Origin of the sequence: Nitrosomonas europaea (assembly GCF_900167395.1) — a bacterium.
Classification (GTDB): domain Bacteria; phylum Pseudomonadota; class Gammaproteobacteria; order Burkholderiales; family Nitrosomonadaceae; genus Nitrosomonas; species Nitrosomonas europaea.
On record NZ_FUWK01000004.1, the window covers coordinates 1 to 24,863 of the forward strand.

A 24,863-nucleotide genomic window follows, 5' to 3' on the forward strand; every position below is an offset into this window, starting at 1 on the left:
TGTCTGCCTGGAAAATGGTACGGAACATCGCCTGACCCAGCCAAATCACCCCTGGACCAATGGTCAAGTCGAACGCATGAACCGCACCCTCAAGGAAGCAACCGTCAAACGCTATCATTATGAAAATCATCAACAGTTGCGAGAGCATCTTTACAGCTTCCTGAATGCCTACAACTTCGCCAGGCGACTCAAAACCTTACGAGGACTCACACCTTACGAATACATCATCAAATGCTGGCAAAACGAACCTGAACGTTTTATCATCAATCCATACCATCACAAAGTGGGACTAAACAGTTACTCAGTCTTTCGATGTCTCGATACCGTGAGGTTATCTGCAGCCCATGTCGGATTTTTTACAGAGATGAGGGAAATATCGTGCTGATACTTCATGTCATGAGGGAGGAAATGCAGTTACGGAAATATCTCCTGAGTCAAAATAATGACGGCTAACCAAGTATTCGAGGAACCTCAGGTAGATAAAATTTCCCTGCATATCAGATAAACAAGAAGAATCCCGGACGGGTGGACAATCCGCCCGGGATTTGGAGGGGTTGAGATTGCTCCGAGAGAGAGAAGGAGAGATAATGAGAAGCAATCTCATTTGTGATATTAATGATATGGGTGATAGAAGTCAAGCGTTTTTATATAAATTTAATCAGCCAGGTTTCCGGAAGAACCTGCCGGTGCCTTGTCATGACGCAGGCATACGGGATGACTTCATTCGGTGGTGGTACGCCGGATAGGCGTGAATGCTTACTTTTTGCCGAAAATCGGTGGTGCCTGTTTTCGTTCTAGCGCAATTCCCGGTAGATTTTTTCTGCCAGTGACCGGCTGATGCCTTCTGTCTGCTGTAATTCTTCGATGCTGGCGTTTTTTACTCCTTTGAGACCACCAAAGCGGGTGAGCAGGCTCTGACGGCGCTTCGTACCGATACCGGAGATTTGTTCGAGTGTGGAGATTTTGCGGGTTTTGGCGCGCTTTGCGCGATGCCCCTGGATGGCAAAGCGGTGTGCTTCATCGCGAATCTGCTGGATGAGGTGCAGAGCAGGGTGGTCATCCGGCAGGTGCAGTGCTTCTTCCTGCCAGGGGAGAATCAGTTGTTCCAGACCGGGTTTGCGTGTTTCTCCCTTGGCAACGCCTACCAGTGGAATGTCATTGAGCCCCAGTTCTATCATCACTTCACTGGCAACCCTGATTTGTCCCTTACCGCCATCGATCAGAATCAAATCAGGCAGTTTTCCTTCCTCCATAGCAAGTTTTGCATAGCGCCGCTGCAGCACGTCGCGCATTGCTGCATAGTCATCTCCCGGCACAATGCCGGTAATGTTGTAGCGGCGGTATTCACCATTGCGCATGGCGAAACGGTCGTACACCACGCAGGAGGCAATCGTTGCTTCTCCCATGGTGTGGCTGATATCGAAGCATTCGATGCGCGCCAGGCCAGGCAGATTCAATGCTTCCTGCAAGGCTTGCAGTCTGTCTTCCTGGCTGGCCTGCTGGATCAGCATCTGCTGCAGCGCCAGTTGCGCATTTTCGGCTGCCATATCGAGCCACTTGCGCCGTTCTCCGATCGGGTTGGTCGTCAGAGTGATTTTATGCCCGGCCTGGTCGGATAACAGCTTCTGCAGCAGTGTTACCCGGATTTTCTGACCGAGGATGATCAGCGGGGGAACACTGCGGTTCAGATAATGTTGAGTGACAAATGCTTCCAGCACCGTACTGATATCTGCTTCATACACGTTTTGCGGAAAGAAGGTTTTATCGCCCAGGTGACGCCCGCTGCGGATCATGACCAGGTTGACGGCAACCGCGTGGCTGTCCGGTTCAATTGCACACGCGATCACATCCGCATCCAGTGCCTTGCCGCTATCGACAAACTGTTTTTCCTGGATTTTGCGCAATGCCTGCATCTGGTCGCGCAATTGTGCAGCCTGTTCATAATCCTGCTGATCGGATGCTGTGAACATTTTCTGTTCGATCGTTTTCAGCACTTCATCCTGTTTGCCCTGCAGGAACATGGCCGCACTTTTTACATCCTGCTGATACGCTTCCGGTGTGATCAGCCCGACACAAGGCCCGCTGCAGCGCTTGATCTGATAAAGCAGGCAAGGTCGTGTGCGGTGATCGAATACCGAGTTCTCACAGGTACGCAGGCGAAACACTTTCTGTAGTAACTGGATACTGGATTTGACGACACCCGCATTCGGAAACGGGCCGAAATACTGATGGCGGTCATCCAGTGCACCCCGATAAAACGCAAGCCTGGGAAAAATATGCCGGGTCAGCAGCAGATAAGGATAGGATTTATCGTCCCGAAACAGGATGTTGTAGCGAGGCGCAAGGCTTTTGATCAGATTGTTTTCGAGCAGCAGTGCTTCTGCTTCGGAACGGGTGACGGTTGTTTCGATCCCCGCAATCTGCGACACCATGAGCTGAATACGCGGCGACAGGCCGGATTTCTGAAAGTAGGACGATACTCTTTTCCTGAGATCGATGGCTTTACCTACATAAATCACATCACCTGCCGCATTCAGCATGCGATATACGCCCGGCTGGGCGGGCAGTGTCAGAACGAATGCTTTACCGTCGAAATGTGCATCCGGCAAGGGCAGAGTACTCCATTATTTATCGTCACCGAGTAATTTGCCGCCAATCGCCCAGCTTTCATGCGGCAGCTCGTCAAACGCGATATAAGTGTAGGACTTGGGTTTATGCGCGATACGTTCGAGCGTATCGGTGATTTCAGTGGCGATCTGCTGTTTCTGTTCGCGGGTCAATGTACCGGCCAGCCGGATGTTGACATAAGGCATTTTATTCTCCTGTTGTTTATTGAGTTGCAGCCATATCCTGACAAATCCTGTCGAAAATCTGCTCAAACATGGTTTCGGTCAGGCGTCTGGTCTGAGTATTGTAGCGACTGCAATGGTAGCTGTCATAGAGCTTCAGTTCCTCTGTGACACGATGAATTGCACCGTGGCTGAAGGGAAAATCGGCATTGCGACATCCCAGTGCCATCAGCACGGCCTGATGAGCGATAGTTCCCAGTGCCAGCAGCGCCTGCCCGCCATTTCTCGCAAAATTATCCAGTTCGACTGCCAGAAAAGCATTACATTGCCGTATTTCTGCCGGTTGAGGCTTGTTTGCCGGTGGCAGACATTTGACGGCATTGGTGATTCGGCAGTCAGTCAAATGAAGCGGATCGTCCGCGCTGACTGATTCATCGTGGCTGGCAAAGCCGAATTTGTGTAATGTCCGGTATAAAAGTATCCCGGCATAATCACCGGTGAACGGGCGGCCAGTCCGGTTGGCACCATGCAATCCCGGTGCAAGACCCACGATCAGTAATTTTGCTGAAGAATCACCGAAAGGGGCAACCGGCCGGGCATGGTAATCAGGGTAATCGGTTTTGACTTGATCCAGATGCTGCGCGAGTCGCGGGCAATCGCGACAATCCGGCTGAAACGGGCTTGATACGGTCATGGAATCCTTTTGTTGTAAAATGGGTATCTCTTACCGGCAGGCAGTTATTTATGAATTTTGCTTCCGCAACTGAAGTCTGCACCGGTACTTCAACCAAATGGAGCCTGCATTTGCGGCATACGTTCAAATGTTATCACGACCATGTGAAATGGTCGGGCAGGGTACTCGGACGAACCTGGCACAGGTGGCCGGCTGTGCTGCTGTCATGCTGTATGCTATATCTGTTGTGGTGCGGCACTGTTCTGGCCGCTGCCGCTGATGAAAAGGAAAAAAAGCCGGATCCGGTCGACGTGACGATCACTGCGCCTGCCTCCCTCAAAAAGCTGCTGGAGAAACACATGACCTTACCGGCAAAACCGTTCAGAGATGAAATCGATCAGGCAGCGTATGCACGCAAAATCAGGCAGGAATCCATCGAGCTGCTGGCAACGGAAGGCTATTTCACCCCTGAAATCGAATTCGACGAAAAAAAAGGAAACGGCAAAGCCAAAGCCAAGGCGTACGAATTGCGCATTACACCAGGCCCGCGCACGCGCGTAGCTGCTGTAACGATCGAATTCCAGGGAGCACTGGCCGCGGATGAACCCGCATACCGTGCCCGGGCAGAGCAGCTGCGCGCTGAGTGGCCACTGACGCCAGGTAAGGTGTTCCGCAGTGCACGCTGGGAAGATGCCAAATCTGCTTTGCTTTCCAGCATCGCGAACAGGGATTTTGCCACTGCCCGCATCGTCGAGAGCCAGGCAAAAGTGGATCCGGATACCGCCCAGGCAACGTTGTCGATCACCATCGATTCCGGCCCGGCTTTCCGTTATGGTGAGCTGCAGATTACCGGACTGGAGCGTTACAAGCCGGATGTGGTTCAGAACAGTGTGCCTTTCCGCCCTGGTGACCCGTATCGTCGGGAACAGTTACTTGCTTTTCAGGCCGCACTGCAAAACAGCCAGCTGTTCAATGCGGCAGCGGTCACCGTCAAACCGGATCCCATGCAACATGAAGCTGTACCGGTCATCGTCACACTGACTGAGGCACAATCCAAACACATTGGCGCGGGTCTTGGCTACAGCTCCAATAATGGTGCGCGCGGTGAAGTCAATTATCGTGACTACAATTTTCTCGGGCGTGCCTGGAATCTGAGCAGCTTGTTGCGTCTGGAACAAAAACGCCAGACTTTCTCGACAAGAGTGGATACCCTGCCCGATGCCAATCATTTCCAGTATTCATCGGGCGTGCGCGTCGAAAGGACCGATATCAAGAATCTGCAAACATTCAATCAGCGGGTAGATTTTTCCAGAATACGGACAACCGCCAATTCCATCCTGCAGGTGGGTGTCAACTGGCAGCGCGAACAGCGGGAACCCTCTGGCGCACCGAAAACCACAAATGAAACCCTGGCGCTGGATTTATGGTATCGCTATCACGACATCGATGATCCAGTGAATGTTCGTCGCGGTTTTGTTTCGGAAGTGCGGCTGGGAGGGGGTTCCAGCTATGTCCTGTCGGATCAGGATTTCATTCGCAGCTATCTGCGACATCAGCACTGGCTGCCGATCGGCCGGCGGGATACGCTCTACTTTCGTGCCGAAGCCGGTTACACCCTGGCTTCATCGCGTCAGGGAATCCCGCAGGAATACCTGTTCCGCGCCGGGGGAATTCAATCCATCCGCGGGTACGATTTTCTGAGTCTCGGCGTGCGTGAAGGCGATGCAATCGTTGGCGGACGCGTTCTTGCGACCGGCACGGCAGAGTACGTCCATTGGCTTACGAATGACTGGGGAGCGGCAGTATTTACCGATGTGGGTGATGCAGCGGACAGCCTGAAGCAATTCGATCTGGCAATAGGGTATGGTATCGGCGCACGCTGGCGCAGTCCTGCCGGCCCTTTTGCGCTGGATCTGGCAAGACGACATGATACCGGAACATTACGACTGCATTTCTCCATTGCAGTGGCATTCTGATATGGACAATCACACAGAGAACGAGAACCCCACACCACAGCCTCCAGCAGAGCCTCCACGACGACTCAGGAAATGGCTGGCGGGGATAGCGACAGTAGTGGTGCTGGCCGTGACCAGCGGTTTCTACTGGCTGATCTTTACATCTGCCGGTTTGCACTGGTTGCTGATGATTGCTTCTCAAGCCACGGGAGGGGCACTGACATTTTCGGGGGTGAACGGCAGTCTGCATCATACCGTTCACGCCGGGATGATTGCCTATCAAAGTGATGAACTAACCGCCAGAGTCGAAGATATGACTTTCCGCTGGCAGCCCCGGCAGTTACTGACCGGAAAACTGCATATCGAAACACTGATGATCCGGTCAGTCGAGGTACATAGTGCTGCTTCTGAGCAGGAGGAGGAACCCGTTACTCTGCCGGAGAATTTGTCACTCCCTGTCGATGCGGTGATCGAGAAATTGGGTATCCGGTCATTGAAGCGCTATACACTGGGTAACGACCAGCCGGATATCGTCATGACCGATCTCGCTTTGCGGCTGGATAGTGATGGCAAGCGCCATCATCTACAAACGCTGGCACTCGGTCTGGAATGGGGAAAAATAGCAGGCAACCTGGAAATCGGGATACATCCACCCTTTGATCTGGCCTCACAACTGGTTTTTTATAATTGGGCCAACGTTGCCAATACCAGCAGTGAGCCCGCTGGTTATGCGGCTGTTCGCCTGGGCGGCAATCTGCAGCAGATACAAGCAGCGCTGACCATAGCAGACAGGAAACTGGCAGGGAAAGGTAATTTCACCATACACCCTTTTGATGCACTACCGTTGCTGGAAGCCAATCTGGTGGTGAGCGGATTGGATCTCAATGTGTTTTCTTCTGATTTGCCCAAAGCCGATCTGAGTTTCAGCAGCCAGCTGGCACAAAAGCAGGCAGAGCAACTCACCGGCCATATCACCATCAGTAATGCGATGGCACGCCCGCTGGATCAGGACGGCATACCGCTGAAAAATGCCCATATGCTGCTCGATCTGACCCACGACAAAATACAGCTCAGTGATATTGCATTGCGCTTGTCTGAACGGGAGGAAGTGCCAGGCAGCCTGACAGGGGAGGCCAACTGGCAGATCAGTACGAAAACCGGGCAGGCGGATATTCATGTCCGACGACTGAACCCGACTGATCTGCAAAGCAGCCTGCGCCCGGCAAAGCTGTCCGGCAACCTGCATTTCGATGGCAATCAGGAATCTCAGCAAGGATCGATCAAGCTCCGCGATGAGGCTTTGCGGCTGAATATGGATATGGCCCTGGTGCGCACGGCCTCGGCCATTACTATCGAGAAACTCGATCTGGTGCGAGGGGATTCGAGTATGTCCGGCCATGGCACATTGCAACTGGATGAGTCGCAACCGTTCACTTTTGAGGGGCTGCTCAGGCAATTCGATGTTTCTGCCTTTGCCGATGTACCACCCTCCAATCTGAATGCGACATTCAATCTGGCCGGCCAGCTGGCTCTACAACCTGCTGCCAATATCGATTTTATGTTTGAACCCAGTCGTTTCGCCAATCAACTTGTTTCCGGCCAGGGTAGCCTCGTACTGCAGCAGCCTGCTCACATACGCAGTGATACCCATCTGCGCCTGGGTGACAATCAGCTCGAAATAAAAGGAGCGCTGGGTAATCCCGGGGATCGTCTGGCAGTGGTGTTATCTGCTCCCAAACTGGCGCAGATCGGGTTTGGACTGCAGGGCGATATTCACTCCCGTGTTGAACTGGGGGGTGCCATCGATCATCCGGATATCACATTCGAGATCGATTCGAATCATGTCGGCTTTCGTGAGGAACATCGGCTCGCACACCTCAAGGCCAGCGGAAACCTGCGCGGAACTGCACTCCAGCTCGATCTCCAAACGGGAGAATACCAGCAGGGGTCACAAACCCATCTGCAGAAGCTGTCACTCGGGTTGAGCGGTACACAGGCTCAGCATCAGTTGTCACTGACGAGCCAGATCGATCAGGCGACAGAAGTGCAGTTTCTGGCAAGGGGATCCGGTGATACTTCGCGTAAACAGTGGGAAGGTGTGATCGAGAAGCTATCTCTGACAGGATCAGTACCACTCGATCTGGTGACGCAACCGAGTATCAAGATCAGTCCTGAGACAGTGGCACTGGGACATACCCGGATAATGGCGGCAGCAGGTGAAATCGACATCCAGGATGCACGCTGGACACCTAAACAATGGTCCACACAAGGTAATTTCACCGGGATTGCACTAAAATCGGGCGATCTCTCATCCGAACATACTGAACCATTGAAGCTGAGGGGAAACTGGCAGCTTGCAGCTGACCGGCAACTGGCCGGGCATTTGCGTATACAGCGGGAGAAAGGAGATTTCATTCTGCCGACAGAAACACCATTTGCACTGGGTCTGCAAACGCTCCTGCTCGATCTTCAGGCGGAGAACAATGGTTTGAATGGGCAATTGACCATTCGCGGAAAGCATGTGGGTGAAACGACTGCCCGGGTCAGCGTGCCACTGCAATCAACCGGTTCCACCTGGGAAATCAGAAAGAATGCACCGTTAAAGGGAGATCTGCAGTTGAATCTGCCTGATCTGGCCTGGATTGGTCCGGCACTGAACAATAATCTGCGCAGTGAAGGCCGGGTGACTGCGCAGGCGAGCCTGGCAGGGACACTCGACCAGCCGGAATTGCAGGGCAGGATGACGGGGGATGAATTGACGATTGCATTGCTGGATCAGGGATTGCAATTGAAGGAAGGCAGGCTGGCCGTGGATTTCAACCAGGATAGGTTACGGCTTGAAACGCTCAATTTTACTGCGCCTCTCGAAAAACCGTCGAAAGATCGCTTGCTCAAAAATATCAAACTATCCCGGAAATCCGGCCAATTGAATGCCCATGGCAGCCTGGATATTCATAATCAGCAAAGTCATCTGACGGTTGAACTCGATCATTTGCCCATCGCGCAGCAGGCGGATCGCTGGATCGTCGTTTCCGGCAACAGTGTCATTGGTTTCAAGGAACAGGCGCTCGATATCACCGGAAAAATCATGACCGATGTTGGATTCATCAAGCAGCCCGCAGCCGGCAGGCCGGAACTGGCCGATGATGTCGTCATCAGTGGAAAGACCGAAGCCGAGCCGGAATCACCCGCCATGCAAGTGAATCTGGATGCAATCCTTGATCTGGGAGAACGATTCTTTTTGCGTGCCTCCGGACTGGAAGGACGGCTGGCCGGACAATTGCATCTGCTCAGCAAGCCTGATCAACTGCTCAGCGCTATCGGCACCATTTCCACGCGTGATACCCGTTTTGAAGCTTACGGCCAGCGGTTGCAGGTTCGGCGCGGAATCGTCAACTTCGATGGGCCGCTCGATAATCCAGGGCTTAATATTCTCGCTGTCCGCACCAGTCAGGAATCTGATTTCGATACGGGTTCATCCGACGTGATCGATCAGCCTTCCCAGGACAGCAGCGTCAATGCGCTGGCCGTGCGGGGTGGGATGCGAGTGGAGGCCGGTGTGGAAATTACCGGTACAGTAAGGCATCCCAAAATCAAACTGGTATCGCAACCGGAAGTACCCGATTCCGAGAAATTATCCTGGATCGTGCTGGGACGCCCGGCCGATAAAAGCGGTCTGGATAATGCGTTACTGCTGAATGCAGCTGGAAGTATCTTTGGAGGTACCGATGAAAGCGTTCTGGAAAATATTACGCAAGGAATGGGGATCGATGATTTCTCGATCCGGCAGCAGGCGGGTGGATCTTTGACTAACCAGGTCGGTACCATCGGCAAGCGGTTGTCATCACGTGCCTATCTGAGTTATGAACGTGGCCTGACCTCCGCTTCTGCCGGTATTGCCAAGCTGACCTACAGTTTATTCCCCCGTGTTTCAGTCGTCACCCGGGCAGGTGATGACAGTTCGGTCGATCTGTTCTACAACTTTCAGTTCGATTAATCAGACAGGCTGTCAGATATCTGCATGACGTGCAGCTTTCTGCTCAGCTGACGTCTGGGCGCTATCAGATCAGCCAGCGTATAGTCGTCCAGCACGGCCATGAACGCGGAGAGTGCTTCCGAAATGGCTGTGCGCAGCACACAACTGCAACCGATGATGCATGAATTCTGATTACTGAAACATTCGACGATATCCATCGAAGTTTCTGTATGACGTATTACTTCACCGATATTGATTTTCTCAGGGGCGTGAGCCAGGCGGATGCCCCCATTCTTTCCTCTCAGTGTATCCACATAACCCAGTTGGCCAAGGTGATGCACGATCTTGACGACATGGTTGCGCGAAATACCGTAACAATCCGCAATTTCCGTAATGGTGGACAATTCCTCTCTTTTCAAACCGAGATAAGTGAGGATGCGTAACGCGTAATCGCTGTAATTCGTCAGTCTCATGAAGTATTACCCATTTATTGAGTGGGGGTTAACAAGTATATCCCCACTTTTTTATTTCTGCCCGACTGGTTGACAATCTGAATCGAACGGGTAAAATCCATCAAAAGATATATTAATAATATATCTTTAAGAGGAGGTGGTTAATGATCACCGAAGAAGTTAAATATGACTGTATTTAAAGGTCTTTCGTGCAGAAAAAGATGTATCTAATATACACCAAAAGGACTGTTTTTATGAAAAATTCAATCTCGTTATTTTCGTCTTACCGCTTTACCCACATCATTCTGATGCTGATCGTGCTGGCGCTGATTCCTCTGACCAGCCAGGCGGAAAAACGTGAATTCGATTTATCCATTGAAGATACACGCATCGTTCTGGTCGGCAAAAGAGATTTCCACACCTTTGCCTTCAATGGCCAGGTTCCTGCACCGCTCATCCATGTCATGGAAGGAGATGATGTCACCGTGAATGTGACCAACATGACCACGCTGCCACACACGATTCACTGGCATGGCATGCTCCAGCGCGGCACCTGGCAGAGCGATGGCGTTCCTCATGCCACTCAGCATGCGATAGAGCCCGGTGATACGTTCACCTATAAATTCAAGGCGGAACCCGCCGGTACCATGTGGTACCACTGCCATGTCAATGTCAACGAGCATGTCACCATGCGCGGCATGTGGGGCCCTCTCATCGTGGAACCCAAGAATCCTCTCCCGATCGAGAAAACGGTGACCAAGGATTACATCCTGATGCTGTCCGACTGGGTGTCATCCTGGGCGAACAAACCGGGTGAAGGCGGTATTCCGGGAGATGTTTTCGATTACTACACGATCAACGCCAAATCCTTTCCCGAAACACAGCCGATACGAGTCAAGAAAGGGGATGTCATCAGATTGCGACTCATTGGTGCAGGCGATCATGTTCACGCCATTCACACCCATGGCCACATTTCACAAATAGCGTTCAAGGATGGATTCCCGCTGGATAAACCCATCAAAGGCGATACCGTCCTCATCGGGCCTGGTGAACGTTACGACGTCATCCTCAATATGGATAACCCGGGTCTGTGGATGATTCACGACCATGTCGATACGCACACCACCAACGGAGATAAGCCCGATGGAGGAATCATGACGACGATTGAATACGAGGAAGTCGGAATCGATCATCCCTTCTATGTATGGAAAGACAAAAAGTTTGTACCGGATTTTTATTACGAAGAATCTCTGAAAAAAGATCTTGGAATGCATAACTCCAAAGTCTTCAAAGGAGAACCCATCGAGGAATGATGTGTAACACAACAAACCAAAGGAGAAAATGATGAAACCTTACTTGTTTGCAGCAATCGGTGCGAGTTTCTTCGCAACGTCACTTGCCGTTCATGCGGCAGATGTGCCAGCCGTACTTCAATCAAAGTGCGCTTCCTGCCATGCATTGACCAAGCCGGAAAGTAATTCTCTGGATCGGCTGTGGGAGCGCAAAGGGCCTGATCTCCACTACGCCGGAAATAAATTCAACAAGGAGTGGCTGGTGGAGTGGCTGCAGGACCCGGCGAAGATTCGCCCGGCCGGTGAATTCTATCGCAAGCATGTCAAACCCGGCACCAAGGAGGACGTGGTGGATGAGTCATCCCTTGCCCCTCACCCCAAACTGGCCAGGAAGGATGCCGAAGCAGCTGCCAATGCACTGATGACGTTAACCGATCCTGATGGCCTGATCGAGAAAGGCGCCTTCAAGGATCAGAAAGTTGCCATGTCGATGGGCGCCATGTACTTCAATAAACTGCGCGGTTGCGCCGCCTGCCATTCGGCCGTTCCCGGAAAAGGAGGGTTATCCGGCCCGGAAATGGCGACTGCGGGCAAGCGTCTGCAACCCGACTTCATTTACAGCTATATCAAGGATCCACAGAAAATAGACAAAGGTGTCTGGATGCCGAAACTCGATATTTCTGATGCAGATCTGCAAAAACTTACCAGCTATATCGTACAACTGAGCGCAAAGGAGGATAAAAAATGAATAGCCGTAATTCAATTTCTTTTTCATGGCTGACCAGCATTGGTCTGATTTCACTGCTTGCCTTCATGGAACCGGCCGCTGCCGCCAGTGATGATTCATTCGAGCATGCCGAGCGTCTGTATGACACTTACTGCACCCAGTGCCATGGTGTGAACCGGGATGGCAACGGTGTCAACAGCGTCTTTATGTCCGTTCAGCCGCGTGATCACAGTGATGCCAAGGGCATGGGCGACATACCCAACAGTGAAATCATCGATGTGATCAAAAAGGGAGGGCTGGCTGCAAACAAATCGGTGCTGATGCCTGCCTGGGGGGGCGTTTTCAGTGATGAAGAAGTCAATCAGCTGGCGGCTTATTTACGTCATGTCTGCAAATGTGGTTCAGATCAATAAAAAAAGAGGAATAAGAGAATGAAGTACAAGCAATTACTGAGGGGCATGTTGGCAAGCGGTTTTCTCCTGATGGGGATTCAGGCTGAAGCCAAAACAGTGCAGGTAACGTTACATGCAGTTGAAACCGATGTGGCCTACGACAATAAGGGAAGTACTTATCGTGCCTGGACGTTCGACGGTAAGGTTCCCGGTCCGGTCGTACGGGTCACTGAAGGGGATACGGTGGAATTTACCCTCATCAATGACAAAAATAGTAAGAACTCCCATTCCATGGATTTCCATGCTGCCAGGCTGGATGTGGTGGAGGATTTCGAGTCGATCAAGCCGGGTGAAACAAAAAAATACACCTTTACTGCTGATAATCCCGGTGTATTTTTTTATCACTGTGGCTCTGATCCGATGATTCAACACATCGCACGAGGTATGTACGGTGTGATCATCGTGGATCCGAAAGATGCAAATGCATTACCCAAGGCAGATCGTGAATATGTGCTGATTCAGGCTGAGCATTACGAGAATCCTGACGACAAAACAGCCATGATGCAGAACAAATGGAGTAATGTCGTATTCAATGGAGGGGTTTTCAAGTATGACCCGGTGCATGATTCTGAAGCCACCAGCTGGCTGCAGGCCAAACCAGGTGAACGGGTGCGCATTTACTTCGTCAACGCCGGACCCAATGAATTGTCATCCCTTCACCCCATAGCAGGGATCTGGGATCGGGTTTACCCCAGCGGCAACCCCAAAAACGTCCAGTATGCCCTGCAATCCTATCTGATAGGAGCGGGAGATGCGGCAACGCTGGATCTGATTTCTCCGGTTGAAGGTGCCAACGCGATCGTCGATCATTCGATGCGTCATGCACACTCCGGTGCAATCGCCGTCATTATGTTCACTAATGACGCTGATCCGGAAGCAGGTCGGGGAGAGAATATCCTGATTCGCTAAGTAACTGACTGTATAACTATAAACCCCCATAGGCTTGTGTCACAAAAAACCCGTCATCGTGATCTTATTCACTATGGCGGGCCTTATTGAATATAGTTCGTAATTTCCGGCTTGTCGAAGCCGTCTGCAAAATACCGGAGCAGTGACAGGGCCTGAACTTCTGCATGCCGGTTCAGAATGATTTCTGTCAGGCCACAGCAATGCGAGAGTGGATATATCCGAGTGCCTGTTCAACCTGATCGATCAGAATAAGGCAAAGTTCACCTGCTTCCAGATTGGTCAGCGCTGTATCGATCGCCTTGAATTCGCCGCGGATTTCACTGACCTTGCGCACACGTTTGGCATTCTCCAACCCTTCCCGCAATAACCCGAGCACCTCACCGTCAGCTCGACCGCGTTGACATTTGTCCTGAAACAGTACGACTTCATCGAACACATCTCCCAGAATCCGGGTTTGCAACCGGATATCTTCATTACGGCGATCGCCTGCCGCACTGATGACCACTGTGCGTTTCTTTGCAGGAATATGATCGATGGCGCATACCAAGGCTTCCATGGCATCCGGGTTATGGCCGTAATCCGCTATCAGAGTCGCTTCCCGGTAATTGAACAGATTGAACCGCCCTGGAACGGTCTGTGCATCGCTGACGAAATCGGCCAGTCCTGCGCAGATGGTCGTCCAATCGAGCTCGATGGCCAATCCTGCACCAATAGATGCCATGGCATTGTCTATCTGGAAGCTGATCATGCCATTTTTCGTCAAACGAATTTGGCTGAGGGAAATTCGCCGTTCAGTTCCCGCTTCTGCAACGATGATATGATGATCTTCCATGTAGATTACACGTTTGCCTTGAACACGCTGCTCCAGAATTACCGGATGACGGTGGTTGCGGGAAAAGAAGGTGACATTTCCCGGACAGTGGCTTGCCATACCGAGAACCAGTGGATCATCTGCATTCAGCACCGCAACACCGGTTTTGGGATTGACATTTTCCACGATGGTACGTTTGACGGCTGCCAGCTCTTCAGCCGTATTGATATTGGCCAGGCCGAGATGATCTCCCCGGCCGATGTTGGTGACAACGGCCACATCACAATAATCAAATCCCAGCCCCTCGCGCAGAATACCGCCACGCGCGGTTTCCAGTACTGCCGCATCGACCTCGGGATGGAACAGTATGTTTCGGGCACTTTGCGGGCCGCTGCAATCCCCCGTATCCACGCACTGGCCGTTGACGAATACGCCATCAGTGCAGGCGATACCCACCCGTAACCGGTTGTTTTCCAGCATATTGGCAATCAAACGCACCGTAGTGGTTTTTCCATTGGTGCCGGTTACTGCGATTACCGGGATACGTGCGTTCTCACCTGGTGCGAACAGATGATCGATGATGGCTTCTCCCACTGCACGCGGTTTGCCGTATGAAGGCTGCAGATGCATACGCAGACCAGGGGCGGCATTGACTTCGATGACTGCTCCCCCCTGTTCTCCCAGCGGGCGTGACAGGCTACTGCATATCACATCGATCCCGCAGATATCGATGCCTGTCATCCGGGCAGCCATCACAGCACACTCGGCAATATCGGGATGAACTTCGTCTGTTACGTCTGTTGCCGTGCCACCGGTGGAAAGATTGGCGTTATTACGCAATGTCACCAGCTTACCTTTGTCCGGAACGGAAGCTGCATTGAGCCCTTGCAATGCAAGGTGCGCCAGAGAGATTTCATCCAGATGAATTCTGGTCAGCAGATTTGCATGTCCTTCGCTGCGCAGCGGATTACTGTTGATCTGTTTCACCAGTTGAGCGATGCTGTGGATGCCATCACCCACTACCTGTGGCGGATCACGCCTTGCGGCTGCAACCAGCTTGTTGCCCACGACCAGTAACCGGTAATCATGTCCGCTGATGTAACGTTCGACCAGGACATTTCTGCTTCTTTCCGCCGCGACATGATAGGCCGCTTTTATCTGGTCACGATCGGTCAGATTGGCCGTAACACCTTTGCCCTGGTTGCCATCCTGCGGTTTGATGACGATCGGTGCACCTATTTCACAGGCTGCTGCCCAGGCATCATCGGCGCTGATCACCGGTCGCCCGGTCGGAACAGGAATACCGGCTGTATGTAAAAGCATCTTGGTGAGATCCTTGTCCTGCACAATGGATTCTGCAACGACACTGGTAAGATCACTTTCGGAAGCCAGGATACGCCGCTGCCGGCTTCCCCAGCCAAATTGAACCAGACTGCCGTCAGTCAGACGGCGGTAGGGAATTTTACGCCTGACAGCGGCCTGCACGATCGAGTTCGTACTGGGCCCGAGACGGATGTCCTCGTACAGCTCACGTAGACGGTTCACTGCCTCGCTGGTGTCAAACGGAGCGGCTTCTGCCACTGCCCGGCACAATGCGAGGGATTGCTCCAGCGCCAGTCGGCCAACGGCCTCTTCGCTATATTCCACGACGACACGCCAGGTATTTGCCTCTGCCATTTTTATCACGCGGCTGAAGCTGACGGAACAGCCCGCCCGTTCCTGAAGTTTGAGAGTAATGAATGCCAGGATGTGAGCAAGAGTCGTTTCCTGCCAGTCGACCGGCTGAAGCAGAGCGATATCCGGAAAATATTCACGCAGGCGTGTATCGAAGCCAGGAATGCTGTCAGGCAGACATTCATTCTGTTCGAAAACAAGTGTGGCTTCGATAGCGGCAAGTTTACTCCAGACGTTGGGTCCACGCAGTGCACGAATTTGTAATACCTTCATGGATATTTTCCTTAAATGATCTGACTTTAGAAAGTTTGGTAAACGATCGATTGCTTTTCCTGGTGTTGCAGGAATGTGATCAAACCGGTACGAATGAGATCGGGTGACATACCCAGTGCCCAGCCTGCTCCGACACCTGCCAGCAGGTGTGCTGTTTCCACAGGATGATTGCCGGTTTTTGCCTGCAGTTCATCCAGTCGGATCAGTATTGTTTCAGCCGTTCCATCAATCAGCAGGATTTCCCAGTTACGCACGGTGACCGCACGTTTTCCCCGGGTCGGGCCTGTTCCTTCCTGCCGGTGGACGCTGATCACGGGCAGTGTGGGATCACAACTGATGTAAATGACCTCTCCCTGACATAAATCCGCCATCTGAACCAGCATGGGATCCTGGGCATTCAGAATGGCGGCACCGGTTGGCAGTATGATTTCCGGCAAAATGTCTCCTTCTCTTTTGCCTCCGGTGGGAGAAACGACATCCACTTGCGTTCTGAGTACCTTGAAAACCTGTTCGGATGTATCGATCCACTGATGAGCAAAATGCAATGCCGGTTCTATCCGGGTGACGATCCCTACTTGACAACTGTCATACGGCAGACCTTCCTCGAGCATGGTATCGAAACCATTTTCGAAAACAGCTGCTTCAACGGTGCGGTTCATCAGAATACGGCGGGCTGATTTATGATTGGCGCAGTTGCCGTGATCGATTTTCCTGTGATCGAGATAAAGTCCGCTGCTGCATGCCAGACCGGTACGTCTGCCTGATAGCGTGAGCAGACTGGCGACGAAACGGGCAATGGTCGTCATGCCCTTGCTGCCGGTAATGCCAACGACAGGAATACGACCCTGATCCTGATTCGGAAACAGTTGATCGATGATTGCCTCGCCTACCGGTCTCGGTTTGCCGATAGCGGGTTTGATATGCATGAGTAAGCTGGGGCCGGCGTTGACCTCGACGATGGCGCCCCCTTGTTCGGCAAGCGGGCGTGAAATATCTTCTACAACCAGGTCGATTCCGGCAATATCCAGACCGATGATGCGGGCAGCCAGTACAGCCAGATCAGCCGTCGCCGGATGGACTTCATCGGTGATATCGATTGCGTGATTGCCGTTGCGCTGTATTCGTACCTTTGTTCCTGAAGGCAGAATGGAATCACCGGTGTAACCCTGGTGTGCGAGCTCCATTCGAATCGCATTATCCAGCTCGATGAAATTGAGCGGATGATTTTCAGAAGTACCCCGACGCGGATCGGAATTGATCTGATCTTCTATCAATTTTGCAATCGTGGAGACGCCATTCCCGGTAACGAAGACCGAATCTCCCCGCGCAGCGGCCACGAGCTGCCCCCCCACGATGAGCAGACGATGTTCGATTCCAGGAATATAGCGTTCAACCAGTACATCACTACCTTCCTGCAGGGCAATCGGAAAAGCGGCCTCGATTTCCTCACGGTTACTCAGCTCGATAAAAACGCCACGCCCGTGATTTCCATCCCCGGGTTTGATCACGACGGGCAGACCAATATCTTCGGCAGCCAGCCAGGCATCCGCCGGATCGGTCACGATACGTCCTTCCGGGACGGGTACACCGCAGGCACGCAACAGCGATTTGGTCAGTTCCTTGTCACGTGAAATGTTTTCAGCGATGGCCGTGGTTCGATCTGTTTCCGCTGTCCAGATATACCGACTGCGCGATCCATGTCCCAGTTGAATGAGATTGCCTTTATCCAGCAGACGAATCGATGGAATATTATGAGCGGCAGCAGCGTCGACGATGCAGGCAGTGGAAGGGCCGATCCAGTGCGAATCGATCATGTCACGCAACTGCCCGATGGCATGCTGCACATCGTAAGCGAGTTGCATCTGATTGAATCCCATTGCGGCCAGTACCAGCTCCCGGGCCAGATACAGTGCCTTGAGCGTTATTTCCTTATGCCATGCACTGACGACTACCTTGTATACCCCGGAAGTCGAGGTTTCACGTGCCCGACCGAATCCTCCCCGCATTCCGGCAAGATTCTGCAATTCAAGTGTGACATGTTCAAGAATGTGGCAGGGCCAGGTTCCTTCCTGAACACGGCGCAGAAATCCGCCTGGCTCACCATAACTGCAGCGATGCTCGATCAGTGATGGCAGCCACGATGACAATCGCTCATAAAAACCGGGAATCGTATCCGACGGATAGTTCTCGAGCTCACCAATATCGACGATTGCTTCCAGAACCGGGTGATACGTCCACATATTGGGACCGTTCAGATAACGTATTTCAAGAAACTTGAGATCTTTGGTGCTGTGAACAGAAGGGTCAGTATGAATTGCAATAGGAGTTGACATGAAGGGAGGATCTGAATGTACACCCTCCAATTAACGCGCGATATGCCAAATCGGTTTACAGCAAACCTGGATTTTTCTGGATACCTTTCATTTCTTGCTGAAAGCGAGTGCACTACATACATAATCAGATTCTTGCAATGGCAGAAAGGTTGTAATAAAGTATGATTTCCTTACAGTAAGGAATCAAGATGACTATTATTGCAAAAGTAACCTCAAAGGGACAGACCACGATACCGGCTGATATTCGTGCAGCGTTGCGTATAAAACCGGGCGATTTGATTATCTGGGAAATGTCGGATGATGGTAGTGCACGCATTCGACGTGTACAACCGCTCGATATCGAATACTTGAAAGCAGTGGAGGGAACGCTTTCCGAGTGGGCAGGCGCAGCCGATGAGGAAGCTTATCGTGAGTTATGAACGTTTCACGGTATTGAAAGTGCCTTTTCCGTTTACCGACCGTACGGCTGCCAAAAACCGTCCGGCACTCGTACTCTCGGATGCAGCCACATTCAACGATCCAATCGGCCATTCGGTGCTGGCCATGATTACCTCAGCCGCCAATCCAGCCTGGCCGCTCGATTGCCTGATCGATGATCTGGTCAGTGCCGGTCTCCCGGCTCCTTCTGTCGTACGCTTCAAGCTGTTCACGCTCGATCACCGGCTGATACGTGGTGAACTTGGACGACTTGCCGTCAGTGATAGTATTCAGGTCACACGATCTCTGTATCAGCTTTTCGGAATGGCTGCAGTGCGATAAAGAAAGTCTTAAATGTTGCTTTTGTCTCATTTCATAAAAAACGATCCAGCAGCTTATTGCTGTGGCGATCCAGCATTGACCGGTCGCGAATCAGAAAATGGATGCCGTAACTGTCAGTAATCAGTAGGGTAGCCAGTGACAGACGACGGATATCTTCCTCTCCCTTGAGGATAAAGCAGGTTTCTCCCCGATCCGTCTGTACCTGCCAGGTGCTGGGTGTGGCGAAACTCGAAACTCTGTCGATACACTTTATCTCGGGCATGAATTCACGGCTGGCGAGTTCCTGTTCGATCAGAATACGTTCTGTCTCAGATAATTCAGCCAGGCTGTCTATCCAGGTCACTTCATGACCGTGGCCATCGACCAGTGCAATACCTTCATTGATGGCCGTGATCGGGAATGAGCGCACAGGCACTACACCTTCATGGATCTGATCCTTTGTCGTGACGATCAGTTTGCCGAAGGCATTTCGGCTCAGTTTGCAGTCAGACAGATTCATACACGGTTTCCTCGGATATCCATTATTTTTTCGGATGTATCGGGTCGGTTTTCATCATCACTGCTGCGCGATTGGGATTGATAAAGCTGGTAATAATGTCCCTGGCGAGCCATTAGTTCTTCATGGTTTCCCGTTTCCACGATTCTGCCGTGATCCAGTACGACCAGCCGGCTTGCCTCCTGCAAGGTTGAGAGGCGATGGGCAATTGCAATGGTCGTTCGGCCGGAAACGAGATTATCGAGTGCTCCCTGGATTTCCTGCTCGGTTTGAGTATCGACTGACGAAGTGGCTTCATCCAGTATCAGGATGCGCGGGTCGATCAGCAATGCCCGGGCGATGGAAATACGCTGTCTTTCTCCACCTGACAATGCCTGTCCACGTTCTCCCACCAGGGAATCATAACCGTAAGGCAGGCGCAGAATAAATTCATGAGCATGGGCAGCACGTGCTGCTGCGATGATTTCCTTGCGGGAAGCACCAGGTTTGCCATAGGCGATATTCTCGGCAATGGTACCGAAGAAAAGAAAGGGCTCCTGCAGTACCAGCCCGATATGTTTTCGATACTCCGCGATAGGAAGCGCACGGATATCGACGCCGTCGATCAGAATGGAACCATCGGTGACATCATAAAAACGGCAGATCAGGTTGATGAGCGTGCTTTTGCCTGAACCACTGTGTCCGACCAGTCCGATCATCTCACCGGGCTCGATCGTGAAATCAAGATTCTGGATAACCCGGCGTGTCCCGTAACGGAAACTGACGTTACGCAGCTCGATATGGCCTTTCATCACCGGCAGATGAACAGGTTTTACCGGTTCGGGAACGCTGGAAACGTGATCGAGAATATCGAAGATCCGTTTGGTTCCTGCGGCTGCCTTTTGTGTGGCCGAGACGATCCGGCTCATCGAATCCAGTCGCAGATAAAAGCGACCGATGTAGGCCAGAAAAGCAGTCAGTACACCAACGGTGATGTGGTCCTGTGATACCTGCCAGATACCGAAAATCCAGACGACCAGCAGACCGCATTCTGTCAGCAACGTTACTGTGGGAGTGAACAGTGCCCAGACTTTGTTGACGCGATCATTGATTTCCACATTGCGCTGGTTGACTGTACGAAAGCGCTCGATTTCCCTTTCTTCCTGCGCAAATGCCTTGACGACACGGATGCCGGGCAGGGTATCTGCCAGAACGTTGTTGACTTCAGCCCAGACCCGGTTGGTTTTTTCAAAACCGACGCGCAACCGGTCGCGAACCAGATGAATCAGCCAGGCAATGATCGGCAGAGGGAGCAGGGTGATGAGTGCCAGCCATGGATTGATCGACACCAGGATGATGACGGTCAGGGTGATCATGAGCACATCCGTGGCAAAATCGAGCAGATTGAGCGAAAGAAACAGGTTGATCCGATCAGTTTCCGCGCCGATACGCGCCATCAGATCGCCGGTACGCTTGCCGCCGAAATAGGCTTGTGAAAGACTGAGCAGGTGCTCATAGGTCGTCGTTCGCAGATCTGCGCCGATACGCTCTGATACCCTGGCCAGTGTATAGGTGCGTAACCAGCCCAGTATCCATGCCAGGATGGCTGCTGCCAGCAGGCCGGACAGATAGAACGTCACCAGATCGACATCGATTGGATGACCGTTCTGATACGGAATCAGCACATTATCCATGAGCGGCATGGTCAGATAGGGCGGCACCAGTGCGGCTGCGGTGCTGCCCAGCATCAGTATGAAACCGATGAGCAACTGCCATTTGTATGGCCTGGCGAAACGCCAGAGCCGGAACAGCGTCCAGGTGGAGGGTGGAGTGGCAGTTGCTTCCTGATCGCTGGCAGGGGAGCTTTCTGAAGCTGATTCATTATCCGCAACGTTGCTTCCGGTCAGTTCTGTCGCGGCGTCATGTGCGGTAATCAGCCGGGAAAAATGAGTAATCAGTTGATCCACCGCCTGATGCCTGCCCAGCGTGCAATGCCAGCAGGCAAGCCGCGCATGGGTATCAGACAATTCGATACTGCAAACGCCGGCATGATCCTGATAAGTCAGTTTCATATCCTGCCGACAAGGCCATACCTGCCAGTTTTCATCGTTTGCCATTCTGGAGAAAATCCGGTGTGTCGTAATGACGACCAACCCTGATGAAAAATTCAACTGACCGTCGAGATCGGTTTCCAGCCAGGCATGAATCTGCTCATGCTCATTGAGTATGGGGCCGATCCATGTTTGCCAGTGTGACGGAAAATCAGGGGGAACCGTATGGGGCAGATCGCTGATGTTGGATTGCATTGATCACAAAAAAAGATAGTTTGGCGTAATGCGGAAACGGTTGTTGCTACCGTTTGAAGAAAATGACCGGATCGGATCCGGTCATTTCCCCGATAGGTTACTGCAGAAATGCATCATTCATCGATTGTGGCGGTTGAATCCTGAGTATTTTCCGTATCGTAGGAATCAATGATGTCTTCGGAGTTTTGCAAATGATCACTGATGACACCAGTATCCTCTTCAGTCACTGAATCCTGATCATAATTGGTTGTATAGGGGGCTTCAGCTGTATTTTCAGTCTCCTGAATCTCAGTAGAATCAAAGGAACGGGTGACGTCATCGGAATCTGCTGTGCCATTAGTACTACTTTCAGTTTCTGAAGTATCGGCTTCACCGCCATAATTACCATGATCAGTATCCTCACGGGAATCCGTTTCTTCAACAATATCTTCATCGGCTGCTTCATAGCCATTGGCAGTATCCTCGATTTCTTGCGACCCGATCGGTGGATCATTGGTAAGAATGACCGGAGTGAGTATGGTGTCATCGACCCTGTTATTCATTTGCCAATAACTGTGGATTGCGAGAAAAAGCAGCAGGCTTGCCGTCAGCAGCAATCTGCCGGCATGTGCAGAAAGCCAGTGATATCCGCTCTGGGCTGAAATTCCAACACCTGCATGAAGCACTTTTTCTGCCGGCTGGTAATGTTCCAGAGCAGCTCTGCGCGCTGCCTGCAGACGGTACAGGGTGCCCGGAGTAACGTCGTTCAGACTGCGATCCAACAGCCTTGCTATGATCCTTCCCGTTTCTTCCTCTTCGTTCATCGTTTGACTCCTTTACTTTCCAGCAGAGCAGCGAGTGTATGTGCGGCACGGGAACAATGTGTCTTTACGCTTCCCTCCGAGCAATCCATGATTTTCGCTGTCTCGGCTACATCCATCTCTTCCCAGTAACGCAGCAGAAAGGCTTCCCGTTGACGTGGCGGTAAAGTTTCCAGTGCTTTGCTGATCAGTTCGATGAGCTCGGATTGTTCTGCCGCAGTACCAGGATTGTTTTTATAACCAAAATCCTGTGCCACCGGTAGTGATTCGGGGATATCCGAATATCCGGTTTCTTTTTCATTCGAATCAGGCATGAACGATGAGAACAAGGTCACCCAGAGTGAACGGGATTTCTGCCGCCGGTAAAAATCACGAATGGTATTCTGTAAAATTCGCTGAAACAGGAGAGGAAGCTCGGTAAGTGATTTATGCGGGTATTTCTCGACCAGCTTCATCATGGAGTCCTGCACGATATCCAGTGCGGCATGCTCATCCTGCACGGCGAATAATGCTTGCTTGTACGCACGCAGCTCGACTTCGCTCAGGAAATCAGAAAGTTCTTGCCGAGTAGCCAGAATGATCCACCTTGAGATTGGTAATATGCTTATGAATCATTTTCAGTAGCGCTGCTACCCGATAGCGTTCGTTTTTTACGCGGATTCTTCACGTGATTTTTTACATTGCGGTGAGCTTTCATCCAGTGCGGGCAGGAGCAGCGGCGGTATTATAGCTTTAGCGGTGATGAAACAGCCATATCGAGACTGATTCATATTGTTTTCAATTTCGCAGATCTGGCTGATCGGACTTGATCACAATACCACTGGCCTGTCGGGGAGTTCACTTTTTCTTTTACCAGTGCTGGCTGGAAAAAATTGCTGCAAAACCCGGGTTGACAGATCGATTCCGGCAAGAACGCCCTGTTCGAACTGTCCGTGTCTAAAGGTGGTTTTCATGGTATCGCAGGCCGTTTCCCAGATAGTCTGATCGACTTTGGTGTGAATACCCCGATCCGCTACGATTTCTACATCATGATCTGCCATCAGCAGATAAATCAGCACACCATTGTTATGTTCAGTATCCCATACCCGCAGCAGGGAAAAGACATCGATAGCCCGTTCACGAATAATCTGGTTTTGCAGTAACAGAGGCAGATCGAGTGAGGCTTCTACCGCAAAGACGATTTCACCTCCGTGCAGAGTTTCAGAATGTGCAATGGCCTGTTCGATTACCGTCAGCGTGGCAGGTGGAAATGCCCGTTTTATAGCTGACTGGCCTGTGATGAGGTGTCGAAGAATACGCACAGGATCCATATTTTTCCCTGTTACCATCTTCCTGAAGCACCACCGCCCCCGAAACCACCTCCACCCCCACGGAATCCGCCACCGGAGAAACCTCCTCCAGGCCAGTTTCTGTATCCGGGCCCACCTCGATGTATGATTCTCCCAGTTTGTTCAAACAGGCTGATAACGAATATCGCAATGGCAATGAGCAAAGCAACCGCGATCGAGGATGAAATCAGCCAGGTGAGAGCACCTGCAATCGAACCCGTGATCGTGGCGCCTGCCATTCTTCCGAACATGGATTGAAGCGTTCTCCCCAATACCAGTGCAATGAACAGAAAGGGAATGATGTTTTCTACCGCCAGGCTTGCTCCACCAGCCGGTTCAGATTCTGGCAGGGTTTCACCTTCGATGATGCTGATGATCTGTTCGACTCCGGCCTGTAATCCACCAAAAAAATGACCCTGCCTGAATTTTGGCACGATGATTTCATCGATGATGCGCCGGGCGAGAGCATCCGGCAGAACACCTTCAAGTCCATAACCCGTTTCGATGCGCAGGGTTCTGTCATTTTTGGCAACCAGCAGCAATACGCCATCATCGATACCTTTGCGGCCGAGTTTCCACACCTCGGCTACCTGTATCGAATATTGCTCGATGGTTTCGGGTTGCGTGGTCGGGATAATCAATAAGGCGATCTGACTGCCTTTTTTTGCTTCGAAATCGGTCAGCTGCTGTTCCAGCCGGGAAATTTCCATACTGGAGAGTGTTTCCGTCAGGTCAGTGACATGTGATTTGAGCAATGGTATGGCGATTTCGGCCAGTGCACCGTTGGCCAAGGCGAGCAGCAGTACCAAGGATAGTAGATTGATGCAGCGGATCATGACCGGATACCGCATGATTTGGCGAAAATACCGGGAGGGACGA

21 protein-coding genes are annotated in these 24,863 nt (G+C 51.8%); 9 read left to right on the plus strand and 12 right to left on the minus strand.

Features of this window, described 5'->3' with window-relative positions; all coding sequences use genetic code 11:
* Positions 1-385, plus strand: a 385-nt coding sequence (locus B5D58_RS02415; protein ID WP_234988967.1) for an integrase core domain-containing protein, incomplete at its 5' end; no start/stop codon positions are given.
* Positions 386-794: 409 nt separating this feature from the next.
* On the opposite strand, the gene uvrC is transcribed toward B5D58_RS02415, so the two are convergent.
* From uvrC to B5D58_RS02430, 3 genes are read right to left on the minus strand one after another with little or no spacing between them, the layout of a single operon-like run.
* Positions 795-2,609 carry an excinuclease ABC subunit UvrC gene (gene uvrC, locus B5D58_RS02420; protein ID WP_011111544.1) on the minus strand — a complete coding sequence of 605 codons (1,815 nt, stop codon included), beginning with the start codon at positions 2,607-2,609 and terminating at the stop codon, positions 795-797.
* Between the two features lie 15 nt (positions 2,610-2,624).
* The gene (locus B5D58_RS02425; protein ID WP_011111543.1) at positions 2,625-2,813 is read right to left on the minus strand and encodes a tautomerase family protein; all 189 of its coding nucleotides are present in this window, start codon (positions 2,811-2,813) and stop codon (positions 2,625-2,627) included.
* A gap of 16 nt (positions 2,814-2,829) precedes the next feature.
* Positions 2,830-3,483, minus strand: a complete 654-nt coding sequence (locus B5D58_RS02430; protein WP_011111542.1) for a uracil-DNA glycosylase — start codon at positions 3,481-3,483, stop codon at positions 2,830-2,832.
* 50 nt (positions 3,484-3,533) lie between these two features.
* Between B5D58_RS02430 and B5D58_RS02435 the strand changes: the two genes are divergently transcribed.
* Positions 3,534-5,438 (plus strand): autotransporter assembly complex protein TamA, encoded by a 1,905-nt coding sequence (locus tag B5D58_RS02435; protein ID WP_234988969.1) that lies wholly within the window; start codon positions 3,534-3,536, stop codon positions 5,436-5,438.
* A gap of 1 nt (position 5,439) precedes the next feature.
* A complete protein-coding gene (locus B5D58_RS02440) occupies positions 5,440-9,414 on the plus strand; it encodes a translocation/assembly module TamB domain-containing protein (RefSeq protein ID WP_011111540.1) in 3,975 nt (1,324 codons plus the stop codon).
* Here the strand turns inward: B5D58_RS02440 and B5D58_RS02445 are convergent.
* A complete protein-coding gene (locus B5D58_RS02445) occupies positions 9,411-9,866 on the minus strand; it encodes an RrF2 family transcriptional regulator (RefSeq protein ID WP_011111539.1) in 456 nt (151 codons plus the stop codon). The two genes, B5D58_RS02440 and B5D58_RS02445, sit on opposite strands and share 4 nt — an antisense overlap.
* A gap of 233 nt (positions 9,867-10,099) precedes the next feature.
* On the opposite strand from B5D58_RS02445, the gene B5D58_RS02450 reads away from it, so the two are divergent.
* From B5D58_RS02450 to B5D58_RS02465, 4 genes are read left to right on the plus strand one after another with little or no spacing between them, the layout of a single operon-like run.
* Positions 10,100-11,158: a multicopper oxidase domain-containing protein gene (locus tag B5D58_RS02450; RefSeq protein ID WP_078737642.1), complete on the plus strand. Its 1,059-nt coding sequence runs from the start codon at positions 10,100-10,102 to the stop codon at positions 11,156-11,158.
* 28 nt (positions 11,159-11,186) lie between these two features.
* Positions 11,187-11,885 carry a c-type cytochrome gene (locus tag B5D58_RS02455; protein WP_143023672.1) on the plus strand — a complete coding sequence of 233 codons (699 nt, stop codon included), beginning with the start codon at positions 11,187-11,189 and terminating at the stop codon, positions 11,883-11,885.
* A complete protein-coding gene (locus tag B5D58_RS02460) occupies positions 11,882-12,277 on the plus strand; it encodes a c-type cytochrome (RefSeq protein WP_011111536.1) in 396 nt (131 codons plus the stop codon). The genes B5D58_RS02455 and B5D58_RS02460 overlap by 4 nt, the downstream gene beginning before the upstream one ends.
* Before the next feature lie 18 nt (positions 12,278-12,295).
* The gene (locus B5D58_RS02465) at positions 12,296-13,225 is read left to right on the plus strand and encodes a multicopper oxidase domain-containing protein (RefSeq protein WP_011111535.1); all 930 of its coding nucleotides are present in this window, start codon (positions 12,296-12,298) and stop codon (positions 13,223-13,225) included.
* 187 nt (positions 13,226-13,412) lie between these two features.
* Here B5D58_RS02465 and cphA read toward each other — a convergent pair whose 3' ends face one another.
* Positions 13,413-15,983 carry a cyanophycin synthetase gene (cphA, locus tag B5D58_RS02470; RefSeq protein ID WP_011111534.1) on the minus strand — a complete coding sequence of 857 codons (2,571 nt, stop codon included), beginning with the start codon at positions 15,981-15,983 and terminating at the stop codon, positions 13,413-13,415.
* 26 nt (positions 15,984-16,009) lie between these two features.
* A complete protein-coding gene (locus B5D58_RS02475) occupies positions 16,010-18,316 on the minus strand; it encodes a cyanophycin synthetase (RefSeq protein WP_011111533.1) in 2,307 nt (768 codons plus the stop codon).
* Positions 18,317-18,504: 188 nt separating this feature from the next.
* Here B5D58_RS02475 and B5D58_RS02480 point away from each other — a divergent pair, with 188 nt between their 5' ends.
* Together B5D58_RS02480 and B5D58_RS02485 are read left to right on the plus strand one after the other, a co-directional pair.
* The gene (locus B5D58_RS02480) at positions 18,505-18,735 is read left to right on the plus strand and encodes an AbrB/MazE/SpoVT family DNA-binding domain-containing protein (RefSeq protein ID WP_041356592.1); all 231 of its coding nucleotides are present in this window, start codon (positions 18,505-18,507) and stop codon (positions 18,733-18,735) included.
* The gene (locus tag B5D58_RS02485; protein WP_011111532.1) at positions 18,725-19,075 is read left to right on the plus strand and encodes a type II toxin-antitoxin system PemK/MazF family toxin; all 351 of its coding nucleotides are present in this window, start codon (positions 18,725-18,727) and stop codon (positions 19,073-19,075) included. The genes B5D58_RS02480 and B5D58_RS02485 overlap by 11 nt, the downstream gene beginning before the upstream one ends.
* Positions 19,076-19,106: 31 nt before the next feature.
* Here the strand turns inward: B5D58_RS02485 and B5D58_RS02490 are convergent, their stop codons facing one another.
* From B5D58_RS02490 to B5D58_RS02515, 6 genes are all read right to left on the minus strand, one after another.
* Positions 19,107-19,574 (minus strand): cyanophycin metabolism-associated DUF1854 family protein, encoded by a 468-nt coding sequence (locus tag B5D58_RS02490; protein ID WP_011111531.1) that lies wholly within the window; start codon positions 19,572-19,574, stop codon positions 19,107-19,109.
* Positions 19,571-21,856 carry a cyanophycin metabolism-associated ABC transporter gene (locus tag B5D58_RS02495; RefSeq protein WP_011111530.1) on the minus strand — a complete coding sequence of 762 codons (2,286 nt, stop codon included), beginning with the start codon at positions 21,854-21,856 and terminating at the stop codon, positions 19,571-19,573. Before B5D58_RS02495 ends, B5D58_RS02490 begins: the two co-directional genes overlap by 4 nt.
* 113 nt (positions 21,857-21,969) lie before the next feature.
* Complete coding sequence (locus B5D58_RS02500) at positions 21,970-22,659, minus strand: DUF3619 family protein (RefSeq protein WP_011111529.1); 690 nt, start codon at positions 22,657-22,659, stop codon at positions 21,970-21,972.
* Positions 22,656-23,231 (minus strand): RNA polymerase sigma factor, encoded by a 576-nt coding sequence (locus B5D58_RS02505; RefSeq protein ID WP_041356590.1) that lies wholly within the window; start codon positions 23,229-23,231, stop codon positions 22,656-22,658. The genes B5D58_RS02500 and B5D58_RS02505 overlap by 4 nt, the downstream gene beginning before the upstream one ends.
* Before the next feature lie 234 nt (positions 23,232-23,465).
* The gene (locus B5D58_RS02510) at positions 23,466-23,966 is read right to left on the minus strand and encodes a TPM domain-containing protein (RefSeq protein WP_011111527.1); all 501 of its coding nucleotides are present in this window, start codon (positions 23,964-23,966) and stop codon (positions 23,466-23,468) included.
* Between the two features lie 11 nt (positions 23,967-23,977).
* Complete coding sequence (locus tag B5D58_RS02515) at positions 23,978-24,820, minus strand: TPM domain-containing protein (protein WP_011111526.1); 843 nt, start codon at positions 24,818-24,820, stop codon at positions 23,978-23,980.
* Positions 24,821-24,863: the final 43 nt, after the last annotated feature.

Coding starts and splice junctions, on each gene's coding strand:
- B5D58_RS02425 (WP_011111543.1), bottom strand. CDS start 2,813: ATGCCTTATGTCAACATCCGGCTGGCCGGTACATTGACCCGCGAACAG.
- B5D58_RS02430 (WP_011111542.1), bottom strand. CDS start 3,483: ATGACCGTATCAAGCCCGTTTCAGCCGGATTGTCGCGATTGCCCGCGA.
- B5D58_RS02435 (WP_234988969.1), top strand. CDS start 3,534: ATGAATTTTGCTTCCGCAACTGAAGTCTGCACCGGTACTTCAACCAAA.
- B5D58_RS02440 (WP_011111540.1), top strand. CDS start 5,440: ATGGACAATCACACAGAGAACGAGAACCCCACACCACAGCCTCCAGCA.
- B5D58_RS02445 (WP_011111539.1), bottom strand. CDS start 9,866: ATGAGACTGACGAATTACAGCGATTACGCGTTACGCATCCTCACTTAT.
- B5D58_RS02450 (WP_078737642.1), top strand. CDS start 10,100: ATGAAAAATTCAATCTCGTTATTTTCGTCTTACCGCTTTACCCACATC.
- B5D58_RS02455 (WP_143023672.1), top strand. CDS start 11,187: ATGATGAAACCTTACTTGTTTGCAGCAATCGGTGCGAGTTTCTTCGCA.
- B5D58_RS02460 (WP_011111536.1), top strand. CDS start 11,882: ATGAATAGCCGTAATTCAATTTCTTTTTCATGGCTGACCAGCATTGGT.
- B5D58_RS02465 (WP_011111535.1), top strand. CDS start 12,296: ATGAAGTACAAGCAATTACTGAGGGGCATGTTGGCAAGCGGTTTTCTC.
- cphA (WP_011111534.1), bottom strand. CDS start 15,983: ATGAAGGTATTACAAATTCGTGCACTGCGTGGACCCAACGTCTGGAGT.
- B5D58_RS02475 (WP_011111533.1), bottom strand. CDS start 18,316: ATGTCAACTCCTATTGCAATTCATACTGACCCTTCTGTTCACAGCACC.
- B5D58_RS02480 (WP_041356592.1), top strand. CDS start 18,505: ATGACTATTATTGCAAAAGTAACCTCAAAGGGACAGACCACGATACCG.
- B5D58_RS02490 (WP_011111531.1), bottom strand. CDS start 19,574: ATGAATCTGTCTGACTGCAAACTGAGCCGAAATGCCTTCGGCAAACTG.
- B5D58_RS02495 (WP_011111530.1), bottom strand. CDS start 21,856: ATGCAATCCAACATCAGCGATCTGCCCCATACGGTTCCCCCTGATTTT.
- B5D58_RS02500 (WP_011111529.1), bottom strand. CDS start 22,659: ATGAACGAAGAGGAAGAAACGGGAAGGATCATAGCAAGGCTGTTGGAT.
- B5D58_RS02510 (WP_011111527.1), bottom strand. CDS start 23,966: ATGGATCCTGTGCGTATTCTTCGACACCTCATCACAGGCCAGTCAGCT.
- B5D58_RS02515 (WP_011111526.1), bottom strand. CDS start 24,820: ATGATCCGCTGCATCAATCTACTATCCTTGGTACTGCTGCTCGCCTTG.